The sequence below is a fragment of the Nocardioides sp. GY 10127 genome (genome assembly GCF_004919085.1).
Taxonomy (GTDB): Bacteria; Actinomycetota; Actinomycetes; order Propionibacteriales; family Nocardioidaceae; genus Nocardioides.
Window position 1 is genome coordinate 78,606 of the sequence record NZ_STGL01000002.1, and the last position, 22,481, is coordinate 101,086.

Annotated in this window: 19 protein-coding genes; 4 read left to right on the forward strand and 15 right to left on the reverse strand. The window is 75.4% G+C overall.

Translation table 11 applies throughout. The features are described from left to right. Nucleotides 1–3: 3 nt before the first annotated feature. Nucleotides 4–1,194 (reverse strand): glutamine-hydrolyzing carbamoyl-phosphate synthase small subunit, encoded by a 1,191-nt coding sequence (gene carA, locus E8D37_RS02140; protein WP_136568135.1) that lies wholly within the window; start codon nucleotides 1,192–1,194, stop codon nucleotides 4–6. A 221-nt stretch (nucleotides 1,195–1,415) separates the two neighbouring features. Between carA and E8D37_RS19680 the strand changes: the two genes are divergently transcribed. Further along, entirely contained in the window at nucleotides 1,416–1,877 is a 462-nt protein-coding gene (locus E8D37_RS19680) for a hypothetical protein (protein ID WP_168929581.1), read from the forward strand. A 223-nt stretch (nucleotides 1,878–2,100) separates the two neighbouring features. Continuing rightward, a complete protein-coding gene (locus E8D37_RS02150) occupies nucleotides 2,101–2,535 on the forward strand; it encodes an aromatic ring-opening dioxygenase LigA (protein ID WP_136568407.1) in 435 nt (144 codons plus the stop codon). Between the two features lie 48 nt (nucleotides 2,536–2,583). Here the strand turns inward: E8D37_RS02150 and E8D37_RS02155 are convergent, their stop codons facing one another. The 7 genes from E8D37_RS02155 to E8D37_RS02185 form a co-directional block, all read right to left on the reverse strand. Continuing rightward, entirely contained in the window at nucleotides 2,584–3,012 is a 429-nt protein-coding gene (locus E8D37_RS02155; protein ID WP_136568137.1) for an SHOCT domain-containing protein, read from the reverse strand. Between the two features lie 26 nt (nucleotides 3,013–3,038). Continuing rightward, nucleotides 3,039–5,552 (reverse strand): ATP-dependent helicase HrpB, encoded by a 2,514-nt coding sequence (gene hrpB, locus E8D37_RS02160; protein ID WP_240770164.1) that lies wholly within the window; start codon nucleotides 5,550–5,552, stop codon nucleotides 3,039–3,041. Continuing rightward, nucleotides 5,549–6,838, reverse strand: a complete 1,290-nt coding sequence (locus E8D37_RS02165) for a dihydroorotase (RefSeq protein WP_136568138.1) — start codon at nucleotides 6,836–6,838, stop codon at nucleotides 5,549–5,551. The genes hrpB and E8D37_RS02165 overlap by 4 nt, the downstream gene beginning before the upstream one ends. Then, nucleotides 6,835–7,785 (reverse strand): aspartate carbamoyltransferase catalytic subunit, encoded by a 951-nt coding sequence (locus E8D37_RS02170; protein WP_136568139.1) that lies wholly within the window; start codon nucleotides 7,783–7,785, stop codon nucleotides 6,835–6,837. The genes E8D37_RS02165 and E8D37_RS02170 overlap by 4 nt, the downstream gene beginning before the upstream one ends. Next, nucleotides 7,782–8,420 carry a bifunctional pyr operon transcriptional regulator/uracil phosphoribosyltransferase PyrR gene (gene pyrR / locus E8D37_RS02175; protein ID WP_136568140.1) on the reverse strand — a complete coding sequence of 213 codons (639 nt, stop codon included), beginning with the start codon at nucleotides 8,418–8,420 and terminating at the stop codon, nucleotides 7,782–7,784. The genes E8D37_RS02170 and pyrR overlap by 4 nt, the downstream gene beginning before the upstream one ends. Nucleotides 8,421–8,502: 82 nt before the next feature. Continuing rightward, on the reverse strand, nucleotides 8,503–8,991 hold the full coding sequence (locus E8D37_RS02180; RefSeq protein WP_136568141.1) for a hypothetical protein: 489 nt from the start codon (nucleotides 8,989–8,991) through the stop codon (nucleotides 8,503–8,505). 22 nt (nucleotides 8,992–9,013) lie between these two features. Continuing rightward, the gene (locus E8D37_RS02185; RefSeq protein ID WP_136568142.1) at nucleotides 9,014–9,445 is read right to left on the reverse strand and encodes a hypothetical protein; all 432 of its coding nucleotides are present in this window, start codon (nucleotides 9,443–9,445) and stop codon (nucleotides 9,014–9,016) included. Between the two features lie 164 nt (nucleotides 9,446–9,609). Here E8D37_RS02185 and E8D37_RS02190 point away from each other — a divergent pair, with 164 nt between their 5' ends. Continuing rightward, entirely contained in the window at nucleotides 9,610–10,020 is a 411-nt protein-coding gene (locus tag E8D37_RS02190) for a TIGR03618 family F420-dependent PPOX class oxidoreductase (protein ID WP_136568143.1), read from the forward strand. Between the two features lie 9 nt (nucleotides 10,021–10,029). On the opposite strand, the gene E8D37_RS02195 is transcribed toward E8D37_RS02190, so the two are convergent. Next, the gene (locus E8D37_RS02195; RefSeq protein WP_136568144.1) at nucleotides 10,030–11,049 is read right to left on the reverse strand and encodes an NADPH:quinone reductase; all 1,020 of its coding nucleotides are present in this window, start codon (nucleotides 11,047–11,049) and stop codon (nucleotides 10,030–10,032) included. A 99-nt stretch (nucleotides 11,050–11,148) separates the two neighbouring features. Between E8D37_RS02195 and E8D37_RS02200 the strand changes: the two genes are divergently transcribed. Then, a complete protein-coding gene (locus E8D37_RS02200) occupies nucleotides 11,149–11,376 on the forward strand; it encodes a hypothetical protein (RefSeq protein ID WP_136568145.1) in 228 nt (75 codons plus the stop codon). 11 nt (nucleotides 11,377–11,387) lie between these two features. On the opposite strand, the gene E8D37_RS02205 is transcribed toward E8D37_RS02200, so the two are convergent. The 6 genes from E8D37_RS02205 to E8D37_RS02230 all read right to left on the reverse strand — a co-directional run bounded on the left by E8D37_RS02205 (nucleotide 11,388) and on the right by E8D37_RS02230 (nucleotide 22,444). Further along, complete coding sequence (locus E8D37_RS02205) at nucleotides 11,388–12,854, reverse strand: FAD-dependent oxidoreductase (protein WP_240770139.1); 1,467 nt, start codon at nucleotides 12,852–12,854, stop codon at nucleotides 11,388–11,390. Further along, a complete protein-coding gene (locus E8D37_RS02210; RefSeq protein ID WP_136568146.1) occupies nucleotides 12,851–13,696 on the reverse strand; it encodes a DUF1206 domain-containing protein in 846 nt (281 codons plus the stop codon). The genes E8D37_RS02205 and E8D37_RS02210 overlap by 4 nt, the downstream gene beginning before the upstream one ends. A gap of 68 nt (nucleotides 13,697–13,764) precedes the next feature. Next, nucleotides 13,765–15,549 carry a DUF5605 domain-containing protein gene (locus E8D37_RS02215; protein WP_136568147.1) on the reverse strand — a complete coding sequence of 595 codons (1,785 nt, stop codon included), beginning with the start codon at nucleotides 15,547–15,549 and terminating at the stop codon, nucleotides 13,765–13,767. Between the two features lie 57 nt (nucleotides 15,550–15,606). Further along, nucleotides 15,607–18,477 (reverse strand): alpha-L-rhamnosidase, encoded by a 2,871-nt coding sequence (locus E8D37_RS02220; RefSeq protein ID WP_136568148.1) that lies wholly within the window; start codon nucleotides 18,475–18,477, stop codon nucleotides 15,607–15,609. Further along, on the reverse strand, nucleotides 18,474–19,982 hold the full coding sequence (locus tag E8D37_RS02225; RefSeq protein WP_136568149.1) for a glycoside hydrolase family 43 protein: 1,509 nt from the start codon (nucleotides 19,980–19,982) through the stop codon (nucleotides 18,474–18,476). The genes E8D37_RS02220 and E8D37_RS02225 overlap by 4 nt, the downstream gene beginning before the upstream one ends. Then, the gene (locus E8D37_RS02230) at nucleotides 19,979–22,444 is read right to left on the reverse strand and encodes a glycoside hydrolase family 3 C-terminal domain-containing protein (protein ID WP_136568150.1); all 2,466 of its coding nucleotides are present in this window, start codon (nucleotides 22,442–22,444) and stop codon (nucleotides 19,979–19,981) included. The genes E8D37_RS02225 and E8D37_RS02230 overlap by 4 nt, the downstream gene beginning before the upstream one ends. Nucleotides 22,445–22,481: the final 37 nt, after the last annotated feature.

Consider the following 22,481-nt stretch of genomic DNA (forward strand, 5'->3'; position numbering starts at 1 on the left):
GGCTCAGGCCTCCTTGCTGCTGCTGAGGACGGGGGTGGTGGCGGCCGTGGAGGTCAGGCCCCCGGCCATGAGGTCCTTGAACCGGTCGAACAGGTAGCCGGCGTCGTGCGGGCCGGCCGCGGCCTCCGGGTGGTACTGGACGCTGAAGCCCTTGAGGACGCCGTCCTCCCCCCGCAGCTCGAGGCCCTCGACGCAGTCGTCGTTGAGGTTGACGTGGCTGACGGTCGCCTCGCCGTACGGGGTCTGGGTGGCCCGGTCGAGCGGGGCGTCCACCGCGAACCCGTGGTTGTGGGCGGTGACCTCCACCTTCGAGGTGGTGCGGTCGATGACCGGCTGGTTGATGCCGCGGTGCCCGTACTTGAGCTTGTAGGTGCCGAAGCCGAGGGCCCGGCCGAAGAGCTGGTTGCCGAAGCAGATGCCGAAGTACGGCAGGCCCTGCGCGAGCGCCGCCTGGAGCGTCTCCACCTGGGCGGTCGTGGCGGACGGGTCGCCCGGCCCGTTCGAGTAGAACAGGCCGTCCGGGCTCACGGCGTTGATGTCGTCGATGGTGGCGGTGGCGGGGAGCACGTGCACCTCGATGCCGCGCTCGGCCATCCGGTACGGCGTCATCGCCTTGATGCCCAGGTCGAGGGCGGCGACGGTGTACTGCTTCTCGCCCTGCGCGGGGACGACGTACGCCTCCTGCGTGGAGACGGCGGCGGAGAGCTCCGCACCGGCCATCTCCGCGGACTCCTGGACCTTCGCCAGCAGCAGGGCCGGGTCGAGGGTCTCGGTCGAGATCCCGACGCGCATGGCACCGCGCTCGCGCAGGTGGCGGGTGAGGGCCCGGGTGTCGATGCCGGAGATCCCGACGACGCCCTGCGCCTTCAGCTCGTCGTCCAGGCTGCGCTGCGCGCGCCACGAGGAGGACACGCGGCTGGGGTCGCGCACGACGTAGCCCGCGACCCAGATGCGGGAGGACTCCGGGTCCTCGTCGTTGACGCCCGTGTTGCCGATGTGCGGGGCCGTCATGACCACCACCTGGCGGTGGTAGGACGGGTCGGTGAGCGTCTCCTGGTACCCGGTCATGCCGGTCGAGAAGACCGCCTCGCCGAAGGTCTCGCCCTCGGCGCCGTAGGAGTCGCCGTGGAAGGTGCGTCCGTCCTCCAGGACCAGGATGGCCGGCCGGGGGGTCGCGGGGGCATGCGAAGGCACGCCGTACCTCCTTCTCCGCCTCACAGGACGGGTCGTTAAAGGATGTCGGTCTGGGCGCGAGCCTAGCAGCGCACGGGTCGTTCGCCCCTGTCGGGAGGGCCGGTTCCGCGCCTCGGTCACACGCCCCCGGGTACCGCCGGGCCGGGTCCCCGCTGCCCCGACGCCGGGAGCCGTCGTCGGGTGTGACGGAACCCTCCGCACCCCCGGCGCGTCCCACCCCCGTGCGCGCCCACCACCTGACCCCCGTGCTGTGCCTGGCCCTGCTCCTCCTCGCGGCGTGCGGGGGCGGGACCTCGTCGGGCTCGCCGTCGCCGGACTCGCGGTGGGGCGCGGACGCGACGGTGCGGCTCGTCCGCGCCGACGGCAGCGGGGCCGGGGACGGCGCCCGGCTCGCCGAGGTCGCGGGCGGGCCGGGTCACGCCGGCTGGGAGGCGTCCTCGTCGACGCTCGCCTACGCCAGCGAGATCGGCTACTCGGGCTCCTGCGCCCCGACGGCCCGCCTCGGCGGCACGTCCGAGGACCCGCGCCTGGTGCTGCGACCCTTCACGAGCTCGAAGGTCCTGTGCACCGCCGACGCCGTGAGCTGGGTCGTGGTCGTCACGGGCCTCGAGGACGCCCCCGGGACGCTGCTGGTGACGGACCTCTCCGGCGGCACCAGCGTCCAGGTCTCCGGCGTCGACTGATCCGTCCACCTGATCCGTCCACCTGGTCGGGCCCACCGATCCGCTCCCGGGCCCACGGTCCGCACCTGAGCGGGGTCCTTAACACAGGTGGTACCCCTGGCGGTATCGCGCGCCCGCGGCGTGCCGGCACGCGCGAGGACCCTTGCGCCGGCGACCCGGACGTCGCTCTGCTGGCCGAGCCGGCGACTCGTCCGGCGCGTCCGAGCAGGGGGAAGTGAGCACGATGCGCAAGGCAGCATGGATCTCGTCGGTGGCCCTCGGAGTCGTCCTCGTGATCGGCGGCGTCGTCACGTGGGCCGTGGTCACCTCGACCCTGTCCGCGCAGCGGATCACCGTCTCCGGCGACGCCGACTGCATGGCGGGGACGGCCGTCGACAACCCGATCTCGGCGTACTGCCAGGCGAAGGTGATCGACAAGCACACCGCGGCGATCACCGGGGGCCAGACCTACGCCGAGCTCGCGCAGGACGACCCGCTGCGCGAGACGGCGATGACGTCCTCGTTCCTGCAGGCCTCGCTGTTCACCTCGGTGCTCGCGTTCGGGATGAGCGCCGTGGCCGTCGCGATGGGGCTGATCTTCGTGCTGATCGGCCTCGGCATGCGGGACGTCACCAAGCACTCCCCCCAGCACGCCGAGCCCGCCCACGTCGCGGTCTGACCCCGGGCCCGACCCGGGACCCGGGTTCGCCCTCCTGGCCTGGGCGGCTCAGAGGGCGCCGAGGATGCGCGCTCGCGCCTCGCGGTGCTCGTCCTCGCTGATCACGCCCTGTGCGTGCAGGTCGTCGACGGCGCGCAGCCGCTCGGCGACCGACGAGGTTGGTGCGGCGGCGCGCTCAGCGGCCGCCGCCTCGACCGGGCGGTCCTGCGAGCGCAGGGAGGCGGCGAGGTAGGTCGCCTCGAGCCCGTCGTCGGAGAGCAGCGACATCTGGACGGCGTCGGACTCGTCCAGGCCCGCGCGGCGGGCCAGGCCGCGGGCCTTGGTCACGCGCCACGCGGTCGTCGCGATGCCGACCCCGATGATCACGAGCACGAACACGACCCAGAGGCCGAAGACCGGATCGCTCGTCATGTCGCCCGTGCTGCTCGCACCGAGCTCCATCGGGTGGCCCAGGCGGCTGGAGAAGACGGCGTTCATGCGGCCATTCCTACCCTGGAAGAACGTCAATCATGCCTGGACGCGCCGCGCGACGTGCGCGCGGTGGCCGGGGCGGACCACGGGTCCTCCGGCCAGGGGTGCTTCGGGTAGCGCCCGCGCATCTCCGCCCGGACGCCGGCGTACGGGCCGTCCCAGAACGAGGCCAGGTCAGCGGTCACCGCGAGGGGTCGCCCGGCCGGCGAGAGCAGGTGCAGGAGCACCGGCACGGACCCGTCCGCCAGGCGCGGGGTGGAGGCCAGGCCGAAGCACTCCTGCAGCTTGCAGGCCACGACCGGCTGGCCGGAGGCGTCGGAGTAGTCGACGCGGTGGGTGGCGCCCGAGGGCACGGGCAGCCTCTCGGGGGCCAGCTCGTCGAGGCGGGCCGCCTCGGGCCAGGGCAGGAGGCCGCGCAGGCCCGCGAGGACGTCGAGCCGCGCGAGGTCCCGGCCCGCGCGGACCCGGGAGACGTCCAGCCAGCGGTCGAGCCCGTCCAGCAGGGCCGCGTCCTCGACGTCGGGCCAGGGGTCACCGAGCGCTCCGTGGAGGAACGCCAGCCGGGCGCGCAGCGACCGGGCCGCGTCCGTCCAGGGCAGGGCGTCGAGCCCCTCACGCCGCAGTCCGTCGCGCACCGCCGCCGCCACCGCCGCCGGGTCGGGGTCGCCCGAGGGGGCCGAGGCGAGGACGATCGCGCCCAGCCGGTCGACCCGCCGGGCGCGCACCCGGCCGTCCGCCCAGGTCACCTCGTCGGCCGTCCGGCGGCGCGCCGCCGCGGCGAGGAGCGCCAGGTCCTCGGTGAGCGGGGCCGCGCTGCGGGCCCGCGCCCGCGCCTGCCCGGGGCGCCGGTCCACGTCCGCGACCGCGAGCCACTCCAGCTCGGCCAGCGGGCCCGGGACGTCGCAGCCCGTGCCTCCGACGAGGAGGAAGCCCCCGGAGCCCGCTCGTCGGCGCGCCACCCGGTCGGGGTGCGCCAGGGCGACGACCGCTCCCACGGCCACGTCGTCGGGCAGGGACCCGGCCAGGGTGGCGGGTTGCGGGCCGGACGGTGCCGCGGCGCCCGCCACCACCGGCTCGAGCCGCCGCACCGTCTCGGTCCAGGTGCGGGGCCGCTCGCGGCGCACCTGGCGCAGGGCGGCCACGAGGTCGCCGTCGGGGGTCCGGTCGTCCGCGAGCAGCGCCACCACCTCGGCGGCGCGCCGGGCGCCGACGAGGGGCGCCCCGTCGAGGAGGGCCCGGCCCAGGCGTGGGTCGACCGGCAGCCCCACCAGGGAGCGCCCCCGTGTCGTCAGCGTGCCGTCCCCGGCCAGGGCGCCCAGGTCGCGCAGCGTGGCGGTCGCCGCCTCGAGCGCCGGCGCCGGGGGCGGGTCGGGCAGGCTCAGGCCGACCCCTCCCGGGGTGCCCCAGGCGGCGGTCTCCAGCGCGAAGCCGGTCAGGTCCGCGAGCGCGATCTCCGGCAGCGGGTGCGCGGCCAGGTGGGCGTGCTCCGCCTCGGACCAGCAGCGCAGCACCACCCCGGGGCCCTCGCGGCCCGCGCGGCCCCCGCGCTGGTCCGCCCCCGCGCGGGAGACGCGGACGGTCACCAGGCCGCCCATGCCCCGGGCCGCGTCGTAGCGGGGCTCGCGGGCCAGGCCGGCGTCCACCACGACCCGGACGCCGGGAACGGTGAGGGACGACTCCGCCACGGCCGTCGACACGACGACCCGCCGGCCGGGGCCGGGGGTCAGCGCCGCGTCCTGAGCGGCGGAGGGCAGGCGCCCGTGGAGCGGGAGCACGTCGGCCCCGCAGCCGGCCAGCGCCGCGCAGACCCGGTCCACCTCGCGTGCTCCCGGCACGAACACCAGCACGTCGCCCTCGTGGGACCCGAGCGCGTCCCGCGCCGTGGCGGCCACGTGGTCCAGGAAGGCCGGGGTCACGCCCCGCTCGTCGTGGGCCAGGACGCCGCGGGCCGGCGGCGCCCAGGCCACCTGCACCGGGTGCAGCGACCCGGGGACGTCGACGACCGGGGCGTCCAGCAGCGCCGCCCACCGCTCGGCGGCCAGGGTGGCCGACATCGCCACGAGGCGCAGCGCCGAGCGCACGTCGAGCAGGAGCGCCAGGGCGAGGTCCGCGTCGAGGGCGCGCTCGTGCACCTCGTCCAGGACGACGGCCCCCACCCCGTCCAGGGTCGGGTCGGCCTGGAGTCGCCGCACGAGGAGCCCCGTGGTGACGACCTCGACGCGGGTGGCCGGGGAGACCGCGCGCTCACCGCGCACGGAGAAGCCCACCGTCTCCCCCACCCGCTCGCCCAGGAGCGAGGCCAGGCGACGGGCGGCCGCGCGAGCAGCGACGCGGCGGGGCTGGGTGACGATCACGCGGCCGTCGACGTCCAGCGCCACCGCGGGCGGCACCAGCGTCGTCTTCCCCGATCCCGGCGGCGCGGTGAGCACGGCTGCCCCGCCCCGTGATCCGGCGTCACCCAGGGCCGCGCGGAGCCGGCCGAGCCCGCCGACGACCGGGAGGTCGGGCGGGTCGGCCAGCAGCCGCGCGAGCGCCGGGCCGGTCAGACGAGCTTCCCGTCCAGCACCGTGGCCCGGCCGCGCAGGAAGGTCGCCCGCACGGCGGCCCCGAACGTCCGACCGTGGTAGGGGTTGTTGCGCGAGAGCGACACCGAGTCGGCCCGGTCGACCGTGACGTCCGCCGAGGGGTCGACCAGCGTCAGGTTCGCGGGGGCCCCCACGACGAGGCCCTGGCCCTGCCCGTCGAGGCCGGCGATGGCGGCCGGCGTGGTGGACATGACCCGGGCGACGTCGGCCCACCCCATCAGGCCGGACTCCACCATCACCTGGGCGACGACCTGCACGGCCGTCTCGAGCCCGAGCATGCCGAAGGCCGCGTCGACGAAGGCGTGCTCCTTGTCGTGACGGGCGTGCGGGGCGTGGTCGGTGGCGACCGCGTCGATCGTGCCGTCGGCCAGGGCGCCGCGCAGCGCCTCGACGTCCTCCGCCGGGCGCAGCGGCGGGTTCACCTTGAAGGTCGGGTCGTAGCCGGCCAGCAGGTCGGTGGTGAGGAGCAGGTGGTGCGGGGTCACCTCGGCGGTCACGGCGATGCCCTGGGACTTCGCCCAGCGCACGACCTCGACCGAGCCCGCCGTCGACACGTGGGCGACGTGGACGCGGCTGCCGGTGTGGCGGGCCAGCATCACGTCGCGGGCGACGATGACGTCCTCGGCCACCCCCGGCCAGCCCGGCAGGCCGAGACGCCCGGAGAGCTCGCCCTCGTGGCAGCAGGAGGTCGAGCCGGCGAGGTCGGTGTCCTGGCTGTGCTGGCTGATGACGCCGCCGAACGCCTTGACGTACTCCAGCGCCCGGCGCATGACGCGCGCGTTGCCCACGCACCTGCCGTCGTCGGAGAAGACCCGGACGCGCGCCTTGCTCCGCGCCATGAGGCCGATCTCGGAGAGCTCCTCGCCCGCCAGGCCCTTGGTGACCGAGCCGACCGGGTGGACGTCGACGACCCCGGCCGCCTGCCCCAGGCTCCAGACGCGCTCGGCCGCCTCCGCGGTGTCGGTGACCGGGTTGGTGTTCGCCATCGCCAGGACGGCGGTGTAGCCGCCCACGGCCGCGGCGCGGGAGCCGGAGAGCACCGTCTCGGCGTCCTCGCGCCCGGGCTCGCGCAGGTGGGTGTGGAGGTCGACGAGCCCCGGCAGGGCGACGAGCCCGTCGGCGTCCACGACCTCGGCGCCGCTGGCGTCGAGGCCGGCGCCGATCTCGGCGATCGTGCCGTCCACGACGAGGACGTCGGCGGTGCGCTCCCCCTGGAGGGAGGCACCCGTGATGAGCAGGCGGCTCACTTCTCGCTCCCTTCGCCGGCGAGCAGGTGGTACAGGATCGACATGCGGACCGCGACGCCGGAGGAGACCTGGTCGAGCACGACGGAGGTGGCCGCGTCGGCGGCGTCGGCGGCGATCTCCAGGCCCCGGTTCATCGGGCCCGGGTGGAGGATCGGGACGTCGTCGCGCAGCAGCGAGAGGCGGTCCCGGGTGAGGCCGTAGCCCACGGTGTACTCGCGGCCGGTGGGGAAGAACCCACCGCTCATCCGCTCCTTCTGGACGCGCAGCATCATCACCGCGTCGGCGGTGGGCAGCACCTCGTCGAGGTCGTAGGACGTCGCGAAGCCGGCCGAGGCGCTCCAGGCGCCCACGCCGGAGGGCATCAGCGTCGGCGGGGCGACCACGGTGACCCGGGCGCCCAGCATCGTCAGCAGCCCGACGTTGGAGCGGAAGACCCGGCTGTGCGTGAGGTCGCCGACGATCACGACGTGCTTGCCCTCGAGGGGGCCCAGGCGGCGGGCGTCGAAGAACCGGGTGAGCGTGTAGGCGTCGAGCAGGGCCTGGCTCGGGTGCTCGTGGGTGCCGTCGCCCGCGTTGATGACGGCGGCGTCGACCCACTGGCTCACCTGCAGCGCCGCGCCGGAGGCGGAGTGGCGCATGACGAGCGCGTCGACCCCCATGGCGCAGATGGTGAGGACGGTGTCGCGCAGCGACTCGCCCTTGGACGTCGAGGAGCCCTTGCCGGTGATGTTGATCGTGTCGGCCGAGAGCCACTTGCCGGCGATCTCGAAGCTCGACCGGGTGCGGGTGGAGTCCTCGAAGAAGAGGTTGATGACGGTGCGGCCGCGCAGCGCCGGGAGCTTCTTGACCTCGCGGTGCTGGACGTCGTGCATCTCCGCCGCGGTCGCGAACAGGGTCTCGACGTCGTCGAGGCTCAGGTCGGCCACGGAGAGCAGGTGCTTCCTCATGCCTGGGTCCCTCCCTCGCCGGCGTCGCCGGCCGTCCCCACCCTGCTGGTGCCCTCCGCGATCCGGACCTCCTCGAAGCCGTCGGTCTCGGCGAGGCGGACCATGACGCGCTCGCTGCGCGCGCTGGGCAGGTTCTTGCCGACGTGGTCGGCTCGGATCGGCAGCTCACGGTGGCCGCGGTCGACGAGCACGGCCAGCCGGACGACGTCCGGGCGGCCGAGGTCGTTCATCGCGTCGAGGGCCGAGCGCACCGTGCGCCCCGAGTACAGGACGTCGTCCACGAGCACGACGGTCTTGCCGTCGATCCCGCCGGGCGGGATGTCCGTGTGCTGGGGGCCGCGCGCCGGGTGCTTGCGCAGGTCGTCGCGGTAGAACGTGACGTCGAGGGAGCCCACGGGCACCTCGACGCCCTCCACCGAGGCGATCCGGTCGGCGATCCGCTGCGCCAGCGGCACCCCGCGGCTCGGGACGCCGAGGAGGACGAGGTCGTGGGCGCCGCGGTTGCGCTCGAGGATCTCGTGACCGATGCGGGTCAGCGCCCGCGCGATCTCGTCGGCGTCGAAGACGACCCTGCCGGGCCTCTCCTCGGACGGGGGGACTGGCTGGTCGGGCTGCTGCTCAGCGCCATCGGGCACCACGCGGCGGACCTCCTTCTCCGCCTCACGGGACGGCTCGTTAAAGGATGTCGAACGAGCCGAGCCTAGCAGCGGGACGGTCTCAGCCGACCATCGCGCAGGCGCCCCCGCGCAGCCGCTGGAGCAGCCCGAACCCGGCGGCCGCGACAGCGAGCAGCCCGATGGTGGGCTCGGCGGGCGAGGCCAGGACGAAGCCCGCGAGGAGCACCCACGCCCCCGCCAGCGAGGCGCACGGGGTCGAGGCCGCCGAGGCCCGCGGGTCCGGCACGTAGGTGGCCAGCGCGAGGCCGCCGAGCAGGGCCGCCACGCCCACGAGGGCCTGGTGGCCCGGCGTCGCCGGACCCTGCACGGCGGCGAGGAAGAGGACGAGCAGGACCGGCACGGCCACGGCGGCGGACAGCAGGCGACGGGGCGTCACCAGGCCACGCCAGTGGGAGCCCGTGGCCATGGCCGAACCGACGGCGACACCCGAGAGGCTCACCCCGGGCACGGGCGCGAACAGGTCGTCACTGACGCGGGCGGCCGGCGAGGGGGCGGAGTCGCGGGCCTCGAAGGTGCGGGGGTCGGTCACTCCTCCAGGGTGCCACATCCCCCTAGGGGGTCACGATCGCCGGCGGCCGGTGCGGCTCGTAGCCGCCGCTCAGTCGCAGGACGAGCCCGAGCAGGAGCGCCAGGAGCGCGAAGAGGCCCACGACGGGGGCCGGCGGCACCGAGAGCGCGACGAGCCCCACGACCGCCCACAACCCTCCGGTCCAGGTCCACGAGGTCTCGACCACCCGATGGCGCACGTCCGGCAGGTAGGAGGCCACCGTCAGGGCGGTGAGCACCGCCACGACGGCCACCAGCACGTGGAAGGCCCCGGGCACCCGGCCGTCGAGGTGGGAGCGGACGACCAGGAACACCCCGGGCGCCAGCAGCGCCGCCGCCGCGAGGCGTCGCGGGCTCGTGAAGACCCGCCAGCTGGCGTCGGGCGCGCGCAGGGACTGCAGCGCGGACCCGCGCGTCAGGACCCCCCGGTACGACACAGGCTCAGACTGGCAGGAGGTTGCCCAGTTCACCAGCACCCGTAGGGTAAAAAGTCCCGGGACCTTGGTCCCTCCCCCGTGACGCCACCGCTCCGCGGGCGCTCGATCCGCTTGTCGAGCGGGCCGGCCGGGAGCCGTGGGGGAAGCCCCCTAGGCTCGGCACCATGGCATCCCTCCCGCTCCCCGACGACGTCCGCGCCCTCCTCGCCGAGCCCAACCCGGCCGTGGTGGCCACCCTGCGCCGCAGCGGCGCGCCGATCACCGTCGCGACCTGGTACCTGCTCGAGGACGACGGCCGGGTCCTGCTCAACATGGACGACTCCCGCGTGCGCCTGGGGCACATGCGGCGCGACCCCCGGGTCAGCCTCACGGTGACCAAGGCCGACGACTGGTACACCCACGTCTCCCTCTCCGGCGAGATCGAGGAGATCGCCCCGGACGAGGGCCTGGACGGGATCAACCGCCTCTCGCGGCACTACACCGGCCAGGACTACCCCGACCAGGTCAGCCCGCGCACCAACGCCTGGATGCGGGTGGCGAGCTGGCACGGCTGGGGTGCCACGAGGAGCGAGTGAGCGGGAGGCTCACTCCTCCCCGACGGTGAGGAGCACCTTGCCCACGGCGCCGGCCTCGACGGCGTCGTGGGCGGCCGCGGTCTCCTCCAGCGCGTAGTGGTGCAGCGGGACGCCGGCGTCCCGACCCACCCGGAGCGCACCGGCGTCCACGGCACGGACGACGTCGGCGGCCGCGACCTCGAGCAGGTCGGCGCCCACGAAGTAGAGCATCGCGCCCTGGAGCCGGACGTTCTTCATCATGGCGTCGCGCACCGGCATCACCGCCTCGTCGCCCGGCAGCGCCCCGTAGAACGCGATCGTGCCGCGGTTGCGCAGGACGGCGAGGTCGTCGGCGAGGTTCTGGGCCAGGGCGACCTCGACGACGAGGTCGACCCCCTCCGGGCAGATCTCGGCGAGGGCGTCCGGCACGGACCCCGCCCGGTAGTTCACGGTCTGGTGGGCGCCGGCCGCCACCGCGAGGGCGGCCTTCTTCTCCGAGGAGACGGTCGCGACCACCTGCGCGCCGGCCCAGCGCGCGAGCTGGATCGCGGCGTTGCCGACCGCGCCGGCACCGCCCTGGACGAGCACCGTCATGCCGCTCATCGACCCGGGCGCCACGCGCGAGACGTCCTCGCCGCTCGTCAGGGCGCGGTGCGCCGTCATCGCCGGCACGCCCAGGCTCGCGCCGAGGTCGTAGGAGGCGCCCACCGGCAACGGGACGACGTGCGAGGCGGGCAGCACGGTGTGCTCGAGCGCGGTCCCGTAGGCGCGGCCCTGGGCCTGGGCCAGGTAGGTCCACACCCGCTCGCCGACCCGCAGGCCCTCGACGCCCTCGCCCACCGCGTCCACGAGCCCCGCGGCGTCCTGCCCGGGGCTGACCTCGGCGAAGTCCCCGTTCATCCCGCTCGCACGGAACTTCCAGTCGGTGGGGTTCACCCCGGCCCGCAGCACCCGCACGCGCACCTCGCCGGGGCCCGGCTCGGGCAGGGGGCGCTCGACGAGGGAGAGGACGGAGGACGGACCGGTCTCGGAGTAGACGACTGCACGCATACCGGGTGCAGCGTCCCGCGGTGCCGTCGGTGTTCCCACCGCGAGGGTGAGCGCCTCAGACGCGCCACCCGCCCTGCCGATGTCAGGGTCATGTCACCGATGAAGTCGCCCCACACCGCGATGGCCGGCCTCACCGTGTGCCTGATCATGCTGGCGGTGGTCACCTCGTCGCCGGTCACGCTCGGGCTGGCGGTCACGTCGGGCTTCTTCTTCCTCTCCCTGCTGGGCCGGCACCGGCGGGAGTCGAAGGAGGCGGCGCGCCTCGAGGCGGCGGAGTCGGCGCGGGAGGCCGAGGAGGCCGCACGCCGCCGCTCGCTGCGGTTCTGAGGAGGGCCGCCTCAGACGCCCTGCTCGGCGAGCTTGTCGAGGGCCACGCCGATCGTCCCGTGGAAGGTCGGGTAGGCCAGGTGCATGCGGCGCAGGGTGCGCACCGGCACCCGGGCGTGCACGGCCGTCGAGAGCAGGCCGATCACCTCGCCGCCGTACGGGGCGACGGTGGTGGCCCCGACGAGCACGCCCGCACGCCGGTCGGCCACGACCTTCACCAGACCGCGGGCGCCGTGCATCCAGCCGCGGGGGGCCCGCCCGACGTCCGCCAGCCCGACGGCCACGTCGAGGCCGTGCTCCCGGGCCTGCGCCTCGGTCAGCCCGACGGCGCCGACCTCGGGGTCGGTGAACGTCACGCGGGCCACGGCCCGGTAGTCGGCCCACGCCTCGGGCCCGGTCTCCTCGCGGTCCGTCCCGGTGTCGAGCAGGTCCCGGGCGACCACGTCGGCCTGGTAGAGGGCCACGGAGGTGAAGGCGCCCTTGCCCGTGACGTCCCCGATCGCCCAGAGCCGCTCCCCCGCACGGCACCGCTCGTCGGTGTCCACCACGTCCGCGTCGGGGTCCAGCCCGACGGTCGCCAGGCCGATGCGACGCAGGCGCGGCGCCCTGCCTGTCGCGACGAGAAGTCGCTCGACCTCCAGGTCCTCGGCGCCCGCGGGCCCCTCGAGGGTCAGGTCGAAGCGTCCGTGCGCGTGGGCGACCCGGGCGAGGGTCGTCGACGTGCGGACGTCCACCCCCTCCTCGCGCAGGACGTCGGTCACCAGCGCCGCGGCCTCCGGCTCCTCGGGACCCAGCAGCCGCTCGCCGTCCTCCACGAGGGTGACGCGGGTGCCGAACCGGGCCAGGGCCTGCGCCAGCTCGGTGCCGATCGGACCGCCGCCCAGCACGGCCAGCGAGCGGGGCGCCTCGGTGAGCGCGGCCGCCTCGCGGTTCGTCCAGAACGGGGTGCCGGCCAGGCCCTCGACGGGTGGCACGGCGGGGTCGGTGCCGGTGTCGAGCACGACGCCGCGACGAGCCACCAGCAGCACGGTGCCGGCCTCGGTCGCGACCTGGACCCGGCCCGGGCCGTCCAGCCTGCCGTGGCCGCGCACGAGCAGGGCCCCGGCCTCGACCAGGGGACCGGCGTGGGCCTCGTCGTCCCAGTCGTGGTTGGCCTCCCGGATGCGGGCAGCGGCCGGAGCCAGGGAGGGCTCGAGGCGGACCGAGCCCGCCAGGCCCTCGACCCGGCGGGCCTCCGCGAGGACGTCCGCGGAACGGATGAGCAGCTTGGAGGGGGTGCAGCCGTGGAACGGGCACTCCCCACCCACCAGGCCGGACTCGACGACGGCCACCTCCAGGCCGCCCTCGCGCAGCCGGTGCGCGAGGCGCTCCCCGCCGCTGCCGACGCCGAGCACCACGACATCCACCTCGTGGCTGTCCGGGGTGTGCGGGTCGTCCTGCACGTGGGGGCGCGGGCCTGAGGTCGGGGCCGTCGTCACTGCGAGAGGTGCTTGGCGCGGGCCAGGCAGAACACGCCGTAGCAGGCGATGCCGACGGCGACCGCCCCCAGGAGCCACGGACCGGCCGGGGCGTCGCGCAGGGTCAGCAGCGCGTGGTCGAGACCGCCGGACTTCTTGGCGGAGTGCGTGGCGGCGGCCCAGACGAAGAGACCGCCGACGACCGCGAAGGCGATCCCGCGAGCCGTGTAGCCGATCTTGCCGAGCAGGAGGAACGCGCGCCCGGAGCTGCCGCTGCTGCCCTCGGCGTCCAGCTCCTTGCGGAACCGCTCCGTGTACGCCTTGACGACGTAGTAGATGCCGAGCCCGACGATGAAGAGGCCCACGGCGCCGACGAGCAGCTGGCCGGCGGGAGCGGACATGAGGGTGGCCGTCCAGCTGGAGGTGCTGGAGCCGCCTCCGGACTTCTGGCCGGACCCGCTCGAGTCGGCCACCGCCACCTGGATCGCGCTCACCGCGATGGCGGCGTAGACGACGGCGCGGGCCGCCGACTTCGCCCGGTGCGCGAGCCGCTCCTTGCCGTCCTCGTCCGCGTAGCCCCAGATCGCGGTGCCGGCCTGCCACACGACGAGCAGGATCAGCCCGACCGCCACCGCCCAGACGAGGGCCGCGCCCAGCGGCTGCTCGGCGAGCTGGTGCAGCGCGCCGGTGCTGGAGGCGGTCGACCCGCCGCCGTCGCCGAGCGCCAGCTGGAGCGCCAGCCACCCGACCAGCACGTAGACGACGCCGTAGGCGGCCATCCCGACGCGCCCGGCGGTGTGCAGGGCCCCGTCCGAGGGCTTGAGGTCGCGGGCCGAGGGCACCGAGTCGGTGAGCGAGGTCATGCTGACGGGGTACCCGGGTGGGCTCGGCGGCCTCTCACCCACCCGGGTGAGAGGCCCCCCGAGAGCCGTCAGACCCGGGTCGCGCGGATCGCCAGGTACTGCCGCCCCGGTAGGTCCACGCGGACCGCCCCCTCGTGCAGGCCGGGCAGGGGCGTCACGGTCATCTCCCACGTGTCGATCACCTCGACCCGCCAGCTCCCCTCGGGCAGGACGACGGTCCGGAACCGCGGCTGGGAGAACCCGAGGTAGCCCACGAGCACCCGGCCCGCCACCCCACCCCACGGCACGTCCCAGTCCGAGGGCAGGGGGTCCCACACGCCGTCCGGCGCCTGCGCCAGCAGTGAGTCCAGGAACGCCATCCGTGCCGGGCTCGAGCCGACGAGCTCGCCGCCCTTCGACCACCACAGCTCCTCGGCCTCGTTGAGGTACGTCTCGCCGTGGGCGACGTAGCCACCGCGCACGGCGCCCTCCCAGCAGCGGCGCACGAGCTCCTGGCCGGTGACGTTGCCCCAGCCCTGGTCGAGGTCGCCCTCGTAGGCGCACTCGTCGCACACCACCGGCTTGCCCCAGCGCTCGCGCCAGCCGTCCATCTCCTCGGCGGTCCGGTAGACGTCGACCCGCTGGTTCGAGACGTGCGTGACCCACGGCCGCGAGTAGTCGTAGAAGGCGTGGCAGTTGTGGATCGACAGCAGGTGGTCGTGCGGGTCCTCCTCGACCACGACCGCGGCGAGCCGCTCCCAGTCCTCGACGGTCTTGGACCACAGCAGGTCGTACTCGTTGGCCATCGACCACCAGACGTTCGCCAGGCCCGCCAGGCGCCGGACCGCGTAGCGCAGGTAGCGCTCGTCGACCGCGGGTCCGAGGTCGGTGAAGCCCCAGCGGTCGTAGGGGTGCAGCAGGATGAGGTCGGCCTGGACGCCCAGCGCGGCCAGCTGGCCGATCCGTCGCTCCAGGTCCCGCCACCACGCCACGTCGAACCGGGTGACGTCGAAGCCCTGCGCACCGGTGGCGTCCGGCGCCGCCCCCTCCCGGCGGGGGAAGGCGAAGGCGGCCGGCTCCTCGGTGTTGTAGAGGTAGGACTTCGGGAACAGGCACATCCGCACCTTGGTGAACGCGTGCTCGGCGAGGGTCGCCAGCGTGCGCTCCACCAGCTGCTCGGGCTGGTGGGTCCAGGCGTAGGCCGTGGTCCCGACGGGGCGGTAACGCGTGCCGTCGGCGTGCGCGAAGTGCATCCCGTCGACGCGCACCGGGCCGTGAGTGCCCGTGGCCGCCGGCCCGACGTCGACGTGCCCGGCCAGCCCGTCCAGCGAGCGGGCCGTCGAGGTCGTCGAGAACCGCCACCGGCCCTCGACCTCGGCGAGCAGGCGCAGCACGTACCGGCCGCGGCCGTCCGGCGCCGGCCCGTCGTGGAACCCACCGACGCGACGCTCCCGGCCGTCCGGTCCGACGAACAGCGCCGTCACCTCGACGTCGACGAACGGGTTGCCGTGGCCGGGGCCCAGGAGCACCACCTCGGCCGCGCCCCACCGCGGCACCGGCCCGGGCAGCACCACCTCGGCGGACGCGCGGGGCACCCCGGCGTCCTCGTACCCCGGGTCGGGCAGGACGGCGGGCGCGTACGGTGCCCGCGCGTCCACGCCGTCCTCGAGCAGCGCGAGCGCGGCCCAGAGCCGCTCGGTGGCCTCCGGGTCGTCGCGCAGCGCGGGCGTGATCGCCGCGACCTGCCCGAGCCGGGCCTCCCGGAACTGGGCGGCCATCGGAGAGGCGGCCACGCCCGGGAGGTAGGTCTCCAGCACGGCGCGGGCGGCGGGGCTGTCCAGGGCCTCGCCGAAGGTGGAGGCACGGTCGAACACGGCGGTTCTCCTCAGCAGGGGGTCGGCTCCCGGGGCGGGTGCCCCGGGAGCCGTCGGTCAGTCGACCTGGGCCAGCGCGGCCGCGACGTCCCCGATGAGGTCGGGGACGATGAAGACCAGCGCCTGGATCACCGGGCGGCGCTCGGTCCACACGGTGGCCCGCTTGACGGCCTCGGCCCGACCCGGGTCCTTGGCCGCGATCGCGCCGATCATCGCCGCGTAGGCCCGGGGGTCGTCGATGACGGCCGACGTGGGCGAGTCCAGGCCGTAGGGGCCGCGCGGGGCGGGCTCCTCCGGCGCCGGCACCCGCCACACGTGGGTGCCGGAGGCCACCTCGTGGGTGCACCCGTCGGGCAGGACGACGTCCGCCACCACCCCGGGCGGGACGACGACCTCGACCACGACCTCGGCGTCCGCCCCGATGCCCTCGCGGCGCCACCCGGCCTCCGCCGGGCCGTACGGGGTGAGGTGCCGGGCCGTGGCGTGCGGCAGCCCCGGCAGCGGGTGCGGCTCGACGTGCAGGCGCCGGTAGCCGGGGGCCGAGGCGGCGAGGCCAGCGACGACCCGGTGGCAGAAGTCCGCCACCGCGCCGAGAGCGTAGTGGTTGAACGACGTCATCTCGCCGGGGTTCACGCTGCCGTCGGGCAGCATCGAGTCCCAGCGCTCCCACACGGTCGTCGCGCCCATCGTGACCGGGTACAGCCAGGAGGGGCACTCGGTCTGCAGGAGCAGGCGCGCGGCCTGCCGCACGTGCCCGCCCTCGACGAGGGCGTCCGCCACCAGCGGGGTGCCGACGAAGCCCGTGCCGATCCGGTAGCCGTCGCGGCGGACGAGCTCGGCCAGCCGGTCCGAGAGCCCCTGCCGACGCCGGGCGTCGAGCACCAGGTCGAACCGCAGGGCCAGCGCGTAGGCGGTCGGGGCGTCGGAGGTCATGAGCCCGTCGTGGGTCACGAACCGCGCCTCGAAGGCCTCCCGCGTGCGGTCGGCCTCCTGGGCGTAGCGCTCGCCGTCCTCGTCGTGACCGAGGACGGCGGCCGTGTCCGCCAGCACCCGCAGGGAGCGGGCCAGGTAGGCGGAGGCGACGATGTCGCCGTCGCAGCGCGCGGCGGCCGGGTTCTCGGGCGGCGCGGTCGGGTCCAGCCAGTCGCCCAGCTGCATCTGCCCGGTCCACGTGCCCTGCCCCAGCGAGAGCTCGACCTCGCGGTCGACCCACGCGCGCATCGACGGGTAGGCGTCGGCCAGCACGCCGACGTCCCCGAACCGCTCGTACAGCGCCCAGGGCACGAGGGTCGCGGCGTCGGCCCACGCCGCCGCCGAGCCCAGCGCGTCGAAGGACGGCAGGACCGCGGGCACCACCATCGGCACGTCGCCGCTGGGGGCCTGCTCCAGCGCCAGGTCGCGCAGCCAGGAGACGAGGAAGCCGTCGCAGTCGGCCAGGTACGCCGCCGTGGGGGCGAAGATCCCGATGTCGCCGGTCCAGCCGAGGCGCTCGTCGCGCTGCGGGCAGTCGGTCGGGATCGCGAGGAAGTTGCCCCGCATGCCCTGCACGACATTCTCGTGGAACCGGTCCAGCAGCGCGTGCCCGGAGCTGAACCACCCGGTGCGCTCCAGGTCGGAGGCCAGCACCACGGCCACGACGGCGCCGGCGGCCGCGTCCGCGGCGAGGTCGCCCGGCCAGCCGTCGACGCGGGCGTAGCGGAACCCGTGGAACGTGTGGGCCGGCTCCCAGGTCTCCCCACCGTCGGCCCCGGCCAGCACGTAGGTGTCGGTGGAGACCGCGGCGCGCAGCGGCCGCAGGGCCAGGTCGCCGTCCTCGAGCACCTCGGCGTGGCGCAGGACGAGCTCGGTGCCCGCCTCCCCCGCCACCGTGAGGCGCAGCCGCCCGACCAGGTTCTGCCCGAAGTCGAGGATGGTGCCGCCGTCCGGGGCGGTGAGGGTGTCGACCACCGCGACCCGCTCCAGGCGGCGCACGGGCGGGGCGACGCGGGCCTCGGGCGTCGGCACCGGGGCGTCCGGGGCCAGGCCTGAGCGCTCGCCCCAGTCGGCGCCGACGGTCACGGGCGACCAGGTGGCCGGCGAGGCGTCCTCGTCGTAGCCGGGGGCGTCCCACCCGGGCAGGGCCCGGCGCGCGTCGTGGTGCTCGCCCGCGTACAGGCCGGAGGAGACGATCGGCCCCTCGCCGGTGGCGTGCCACTCAGGGCCGGTCTCGATCACGGTGCGGCTGCCGTCGGGCAGGTCGACCTCGAGCCGCGCCAGGAAGCGGGGCTGGCTCCCGTAGACGGTGGTGGCCGCGTCCATGAACCCGTAGGACTCCGTGAACCAGCACCCGGCCAGGGAGGCCGCGAGCACGTTCTCCCCCGCGACCAGGAGGTCCGTGACGTCCACGGTCTCGTGCACCAGCCGGTGCTGGTAGGACGTCCAGCCGGGGCCGAGCACGGTGTCGTCGACCTCGGCGCCGTTGACGCGCGGGTCCGCGGTCCCCAGCGCCGTCCACCGCAGGACGGCGCGCAGCGGTGCGGCGGGCAGGGTGAAGGCGTGGCGCAGCAGCGCCGGGGTGGCGTGCTCGGCCGGGTCCGCGAGCCCGACGGGCAGCGCGGTCCAGGCGCCCTCGGCGAGGAACGCGGCCTCCACGTCCAGCGGCGCGGACCACCCGGTCGAGACCTCCTCGCCCCCGTGGCCGGCACCCGAGACCCGCACCTCGACCGCGCAGCGCTCCCCCGCGGCGAGCGGCGCGAACGGCCAGGCGACCAGCACCTGCTCCGCCCCGTCCAGGACGACGACCTCGGTGCCGCGTCGCACCTCGGCGCCCGACTGCACCCAGCCGTCGGGGGCGTCCGCCACCGCCCACGACAGGCGCGGGGTGGGGGTCGCGACGAGCGCGCTGTCGTGCCGGAGCTCGGCCCGGAGCCGGGCGACCTGGACGCTCACTCGTCGCTCCCGGTGAAGGAGAGGCTGCGGACGGTGACCTCACCGGCGGTGGCGAACAGGCCCACCACCCGTCCGGTGAAGGACTCGGCGACCTCGGAGGAGAGGAACCGCCCGTCGAGGCTGAGCAGGACGTGCCGCTCGCCGTCGACGACGACCGCCAGGTCCACCGTGTCGCACGTGCGCTGGGCGATGAAGTCCCCCTCGGGACGCCGCGCCGTCAGCTCCAGCTCCACGGCCGCCTGGCCGCCCGTGAGCGTCAGCTCGGCGACCTGCTCGAAGGAGGGCAGGCAGCCGCGCGCCACGACGCGGCCGGGCTCGACGGTGAGCGAGTAGTGGTACCGCTCGTCGTAGCGGACGGCCAGGCCGCCGCTGCCGGCGGTGGCGTCGACGACCGCCGTGTACGAGGCCGTCTGGTGGGTCTGCCGGACGCCGACGAAGGCGGGGGCGCGCCCCGAGAGGTCGTCGTCGTTCGCGGTGAGGACGAGACCGCCGTCCCCCACGCGCGTGCAGTCGGTCGGCAGCTGCCGGACGGCGAGCCACTGCGGCCCCAGGGGGCCGGTGAAGTCCTCGCGCCAGGTCAGGCCGCCCTCGCGGGGGGCCAGCGGCACCACCTCGAAGGACGGCCAGCCGTCCTCGCCCCAGGTCACCGGCACGGCCCAGGTCTCGCGACCCAGCGCGGAGAACCCGCTGGCCGAGGTCCGGGGCCGCACGCCGAGGAGGACGAGGAACCAGCGTCCGTCGGCCGTCTGCACGAGGTCCCCGTGCCCGGTGTTCTGGACGGGCCGGTTGGTGCCCCGGGCGGAGAGCAGCGGCGTGCCGGGCGCCTCGGTGAAGGGGCCCTCCGGGGAGTCGGCCCGCGCCACCGAGACCGAGTGGCCACGCTCGGTGCCGCCCTCGGCGATGACGAGGTACCAGTGCTCGCCGATCCGGTAGAGGTGGGGCGCCTCGGGGAACTGGCCGCCGACGCCCGACCAGATGCTGCGAGCCTCCTCGAGCGCGCAGCCGCGCTCGAGGTCGACGCGCGCCTGGAGCAGGCCGCGGTGGCTCATGAACGTGTCGAGCTCGGGGTTCACGCCCAGCCCGGAGAACGTGAGGAACGCGGTGCCGTCCTCGTCCCAGGTGAGGTCCGGGTCTATGCCGTCGATGCCCTCGAGCACGACGCCGTCGGACCACGGCCCGGCCGGGTCGGTCGCGGTGAAGTGCAGCGTGCCGCGACCGAACGCGTCGGTGACGACGACGTGGAAGACGCCGTCACGGTGGCGGATGGTCGGGGCCCAGGCGCCGCCCAGGGTCGGCACCTTCTCGACGTCCAGCTGTCCGGTCCGGGTCGCGACGTTGCCGATCTGCGTCCACGTCACCATGTCGGTGGAGTGGTACACGGGCAGCCCGGGCAGGTACTCGAACGTCGAGGTGCACAGGTAGTAGTCGTCGCCGACCCGGCAGATGCTGGGGTCCGGGTTGAAGCCCGGGAGCAGCGGGTTGGGCAGCGTGGCGGGGACGCTCACAGGGAGATCCCCTCCGGGGCCTCCACCGTGACCTGCCCGGCCAGCGCCACGGCGCTGGTGCCGACCTGGAGCCGGAACGCCCCGCCCTCGAGGGCCCAGGCGCCGTCGCGCCCGCCGGTCCAGTGGGCCAGGCTGCGCGCCGCCACGGGCACGGTCACCTCCGCGGTCTCACCGGCACCCAGCCGGACGACGGCCGAGCCGACGAGCCAGCGGGCCGGGCGGTCGATCGCCGAGCAGGTGCGCTCGGCGTAGACCTGCACGACCTGCTTGCCGGCGCGCTCGCCGGTGTTGGTCACCGGCACGGTGACGGCCAGGTCGTCGGCCTCCAGGGTGCCCGCGGCCGAGACCGACCCGAGCTCCCACGACGTGTAGCCCAGGCCCTCGCCGAACCAGTAGGCCGGCGTCGCGCCCGCCTTGAGCCAGGCGCGGTGGCCGATGTGGACGCCCTCGGTGTAGCGCAGCGTCCCGTCGACCGGGGTGACGTCGAGGACGGGCACGTCCTCCAGGGTGGCGGGCCAGGTCGTCGTGAGTCGACCGCCGGGCTCGGCGGCACCCGTGAGCAGGTCGCCCACGGCGGTGCCGAGCTCCTGGCCGCCGAACCAGGTCAGCAGCACCGCGGCGACGTCCTCGCGCCACGGCATGAGCACCGGGGAGCCGGAGTTCACCAGCACCACCGTGCGGGGGTTCGCGGCGGCGACAGCCGCCACCAGCTCGTCCTGGCGGCCGGGCAGGTCGAGGTCGGAGCGGTCGAAGCCCTCCGACTCGACGTCGGAGTTGGTGCCGACCACGACGACGGCGACGTCCGCGGCGCGAGCGGCCTCGACGGCGCGGGTGATCAGCAGGTCCGGGTCCGTCTTCTCGGGTGCGATGCCGAGGGTGCCGGCGAAGGCGGCGTCCAGGGCCGTGCCGGTGCGGGCCAGCACGAACTCGAGCCGGACGTCGACCGGCACGCCCGCGCTCACCTTGACCGTGGCGGTCAGCGACGGCGGGGAGAGGAAGGCCGCGCCCAGGTCGGTGCCCTCGACGACGGGGGTCTCGTCGAGCACCTGCTCGCCGTCCAGGAGCAGGACGCCGCGGTGGCCCGAGGCGAAGCCGAGCTCGATCTCGCCGTCCTCGGCCGCGGTGTAGCGGGTCTCGAGGACGATCCGGGAGGACGCGGCGATGGGGGCGTCCCCGCCGAACCACACCAGGCTCGTGGCGAAGCGGTCCTCGGCGAAGAGGGTGTCCCCCGCCTCGTCCAGGAACGAGACCCGCAGGCCCGGCTCGCCGGTGGCGGGGTTGGTGAGACGCTCGAGCGGGATGGCCGCGACGCCCTTCTGCACCACGGCGCCGATCTCGTAGGTCACCTGCGCCTGCGGGAAGGCGGCGCGGATGCCCTCCAGCGGGCTGACGACGCGCTCCGGCACGACCGTGGCGGAGCCGCCGCCCTGCGTCCGGGCCTCGTCGGCGTTGTGGCCGAGGACGGCGATGCGCGCCGGCGCGGCGGCCCAGGGCAGCTCGCCCTCGTTGCGCAGCAGCACCGCGCCCTCGATGGCGGCCTCACGGATGAACGCCGGGCCGTCGATCGGGGCGACCTCGGTGGCGGTGCTGCCCTCGAGCGCACCCACACGCTCGGCCAGGGCCAGCATCCGCAGCACCTTGCGGTCGACGTGGGACTCCGCGACGCGGCCGTCGCGGACGGCCTCCAGCAGCGCGTCGGCCCACGCCGGCGCCGGGCCGGGCATGGCCAGGTCCTGGCTGGCGGGGGCGGAGTCGAGGCTGCGGACGGCGGTCCAGTCGGAGACGACGACGCCGTCGAAGCCCCACTCGGAGTTCAGCGGGGTCTCCAGCAGCGAGTTCTCCGTCATGGTCACGCCCTCGACGGAGTTGTAGGCGCTCATGACCGCCCACGCGCCGGCACCGACCGCGGCCTCGAACGGCAGCAGGTACAGCTCGCGCAGCGTCCGCTCGTCGACGAGGACGTCGACGGTGAACCGGTCGGTCTCGGAGTCGTTGGCGACGTAGTGCTTGGGGGTGGCGGCGACGCCGTTGTCCTGCAGGCCACGGACGTAGGCGGCGGCCAGCTCACCGGAGAGGCGCGGGTCCTCGGAGAAGCACTCGAAGTGGCGCCCGCCCAGCGGGGAGCGGTGCAGGTTGATGGTGGGGCCGAGGACGACGTCGACGTCCTTGCGTCGCGCCTCCGAGGCGGCGGCGGCGCCGTAGCGGTAGGCCAGGGCCGGGTCCCACGAGGAGGCCAGCGCCGTGGCCGACGGGAGGTTGAGCGAGGGCGAGCGCTCGTCCCACACCGGGCCGCGGACGCCCGCGGGGCCGTCGGAGAGCGTCATGGAGCGCAGGCCGATGGACTCCACCGCGGTGGTGGCCCAGAAGTCGCGCCCGGAGACGAGGGCGACCTTCTCCTCCAGGGTCATCCGGCCCAGGAGCTCGGCGAGCTGGGGTGCGTTCGGCGTGGTCGGCGTGGACATGGGTTCTCCGTTCGGGCCGGCTCACACGCCGGCGTGC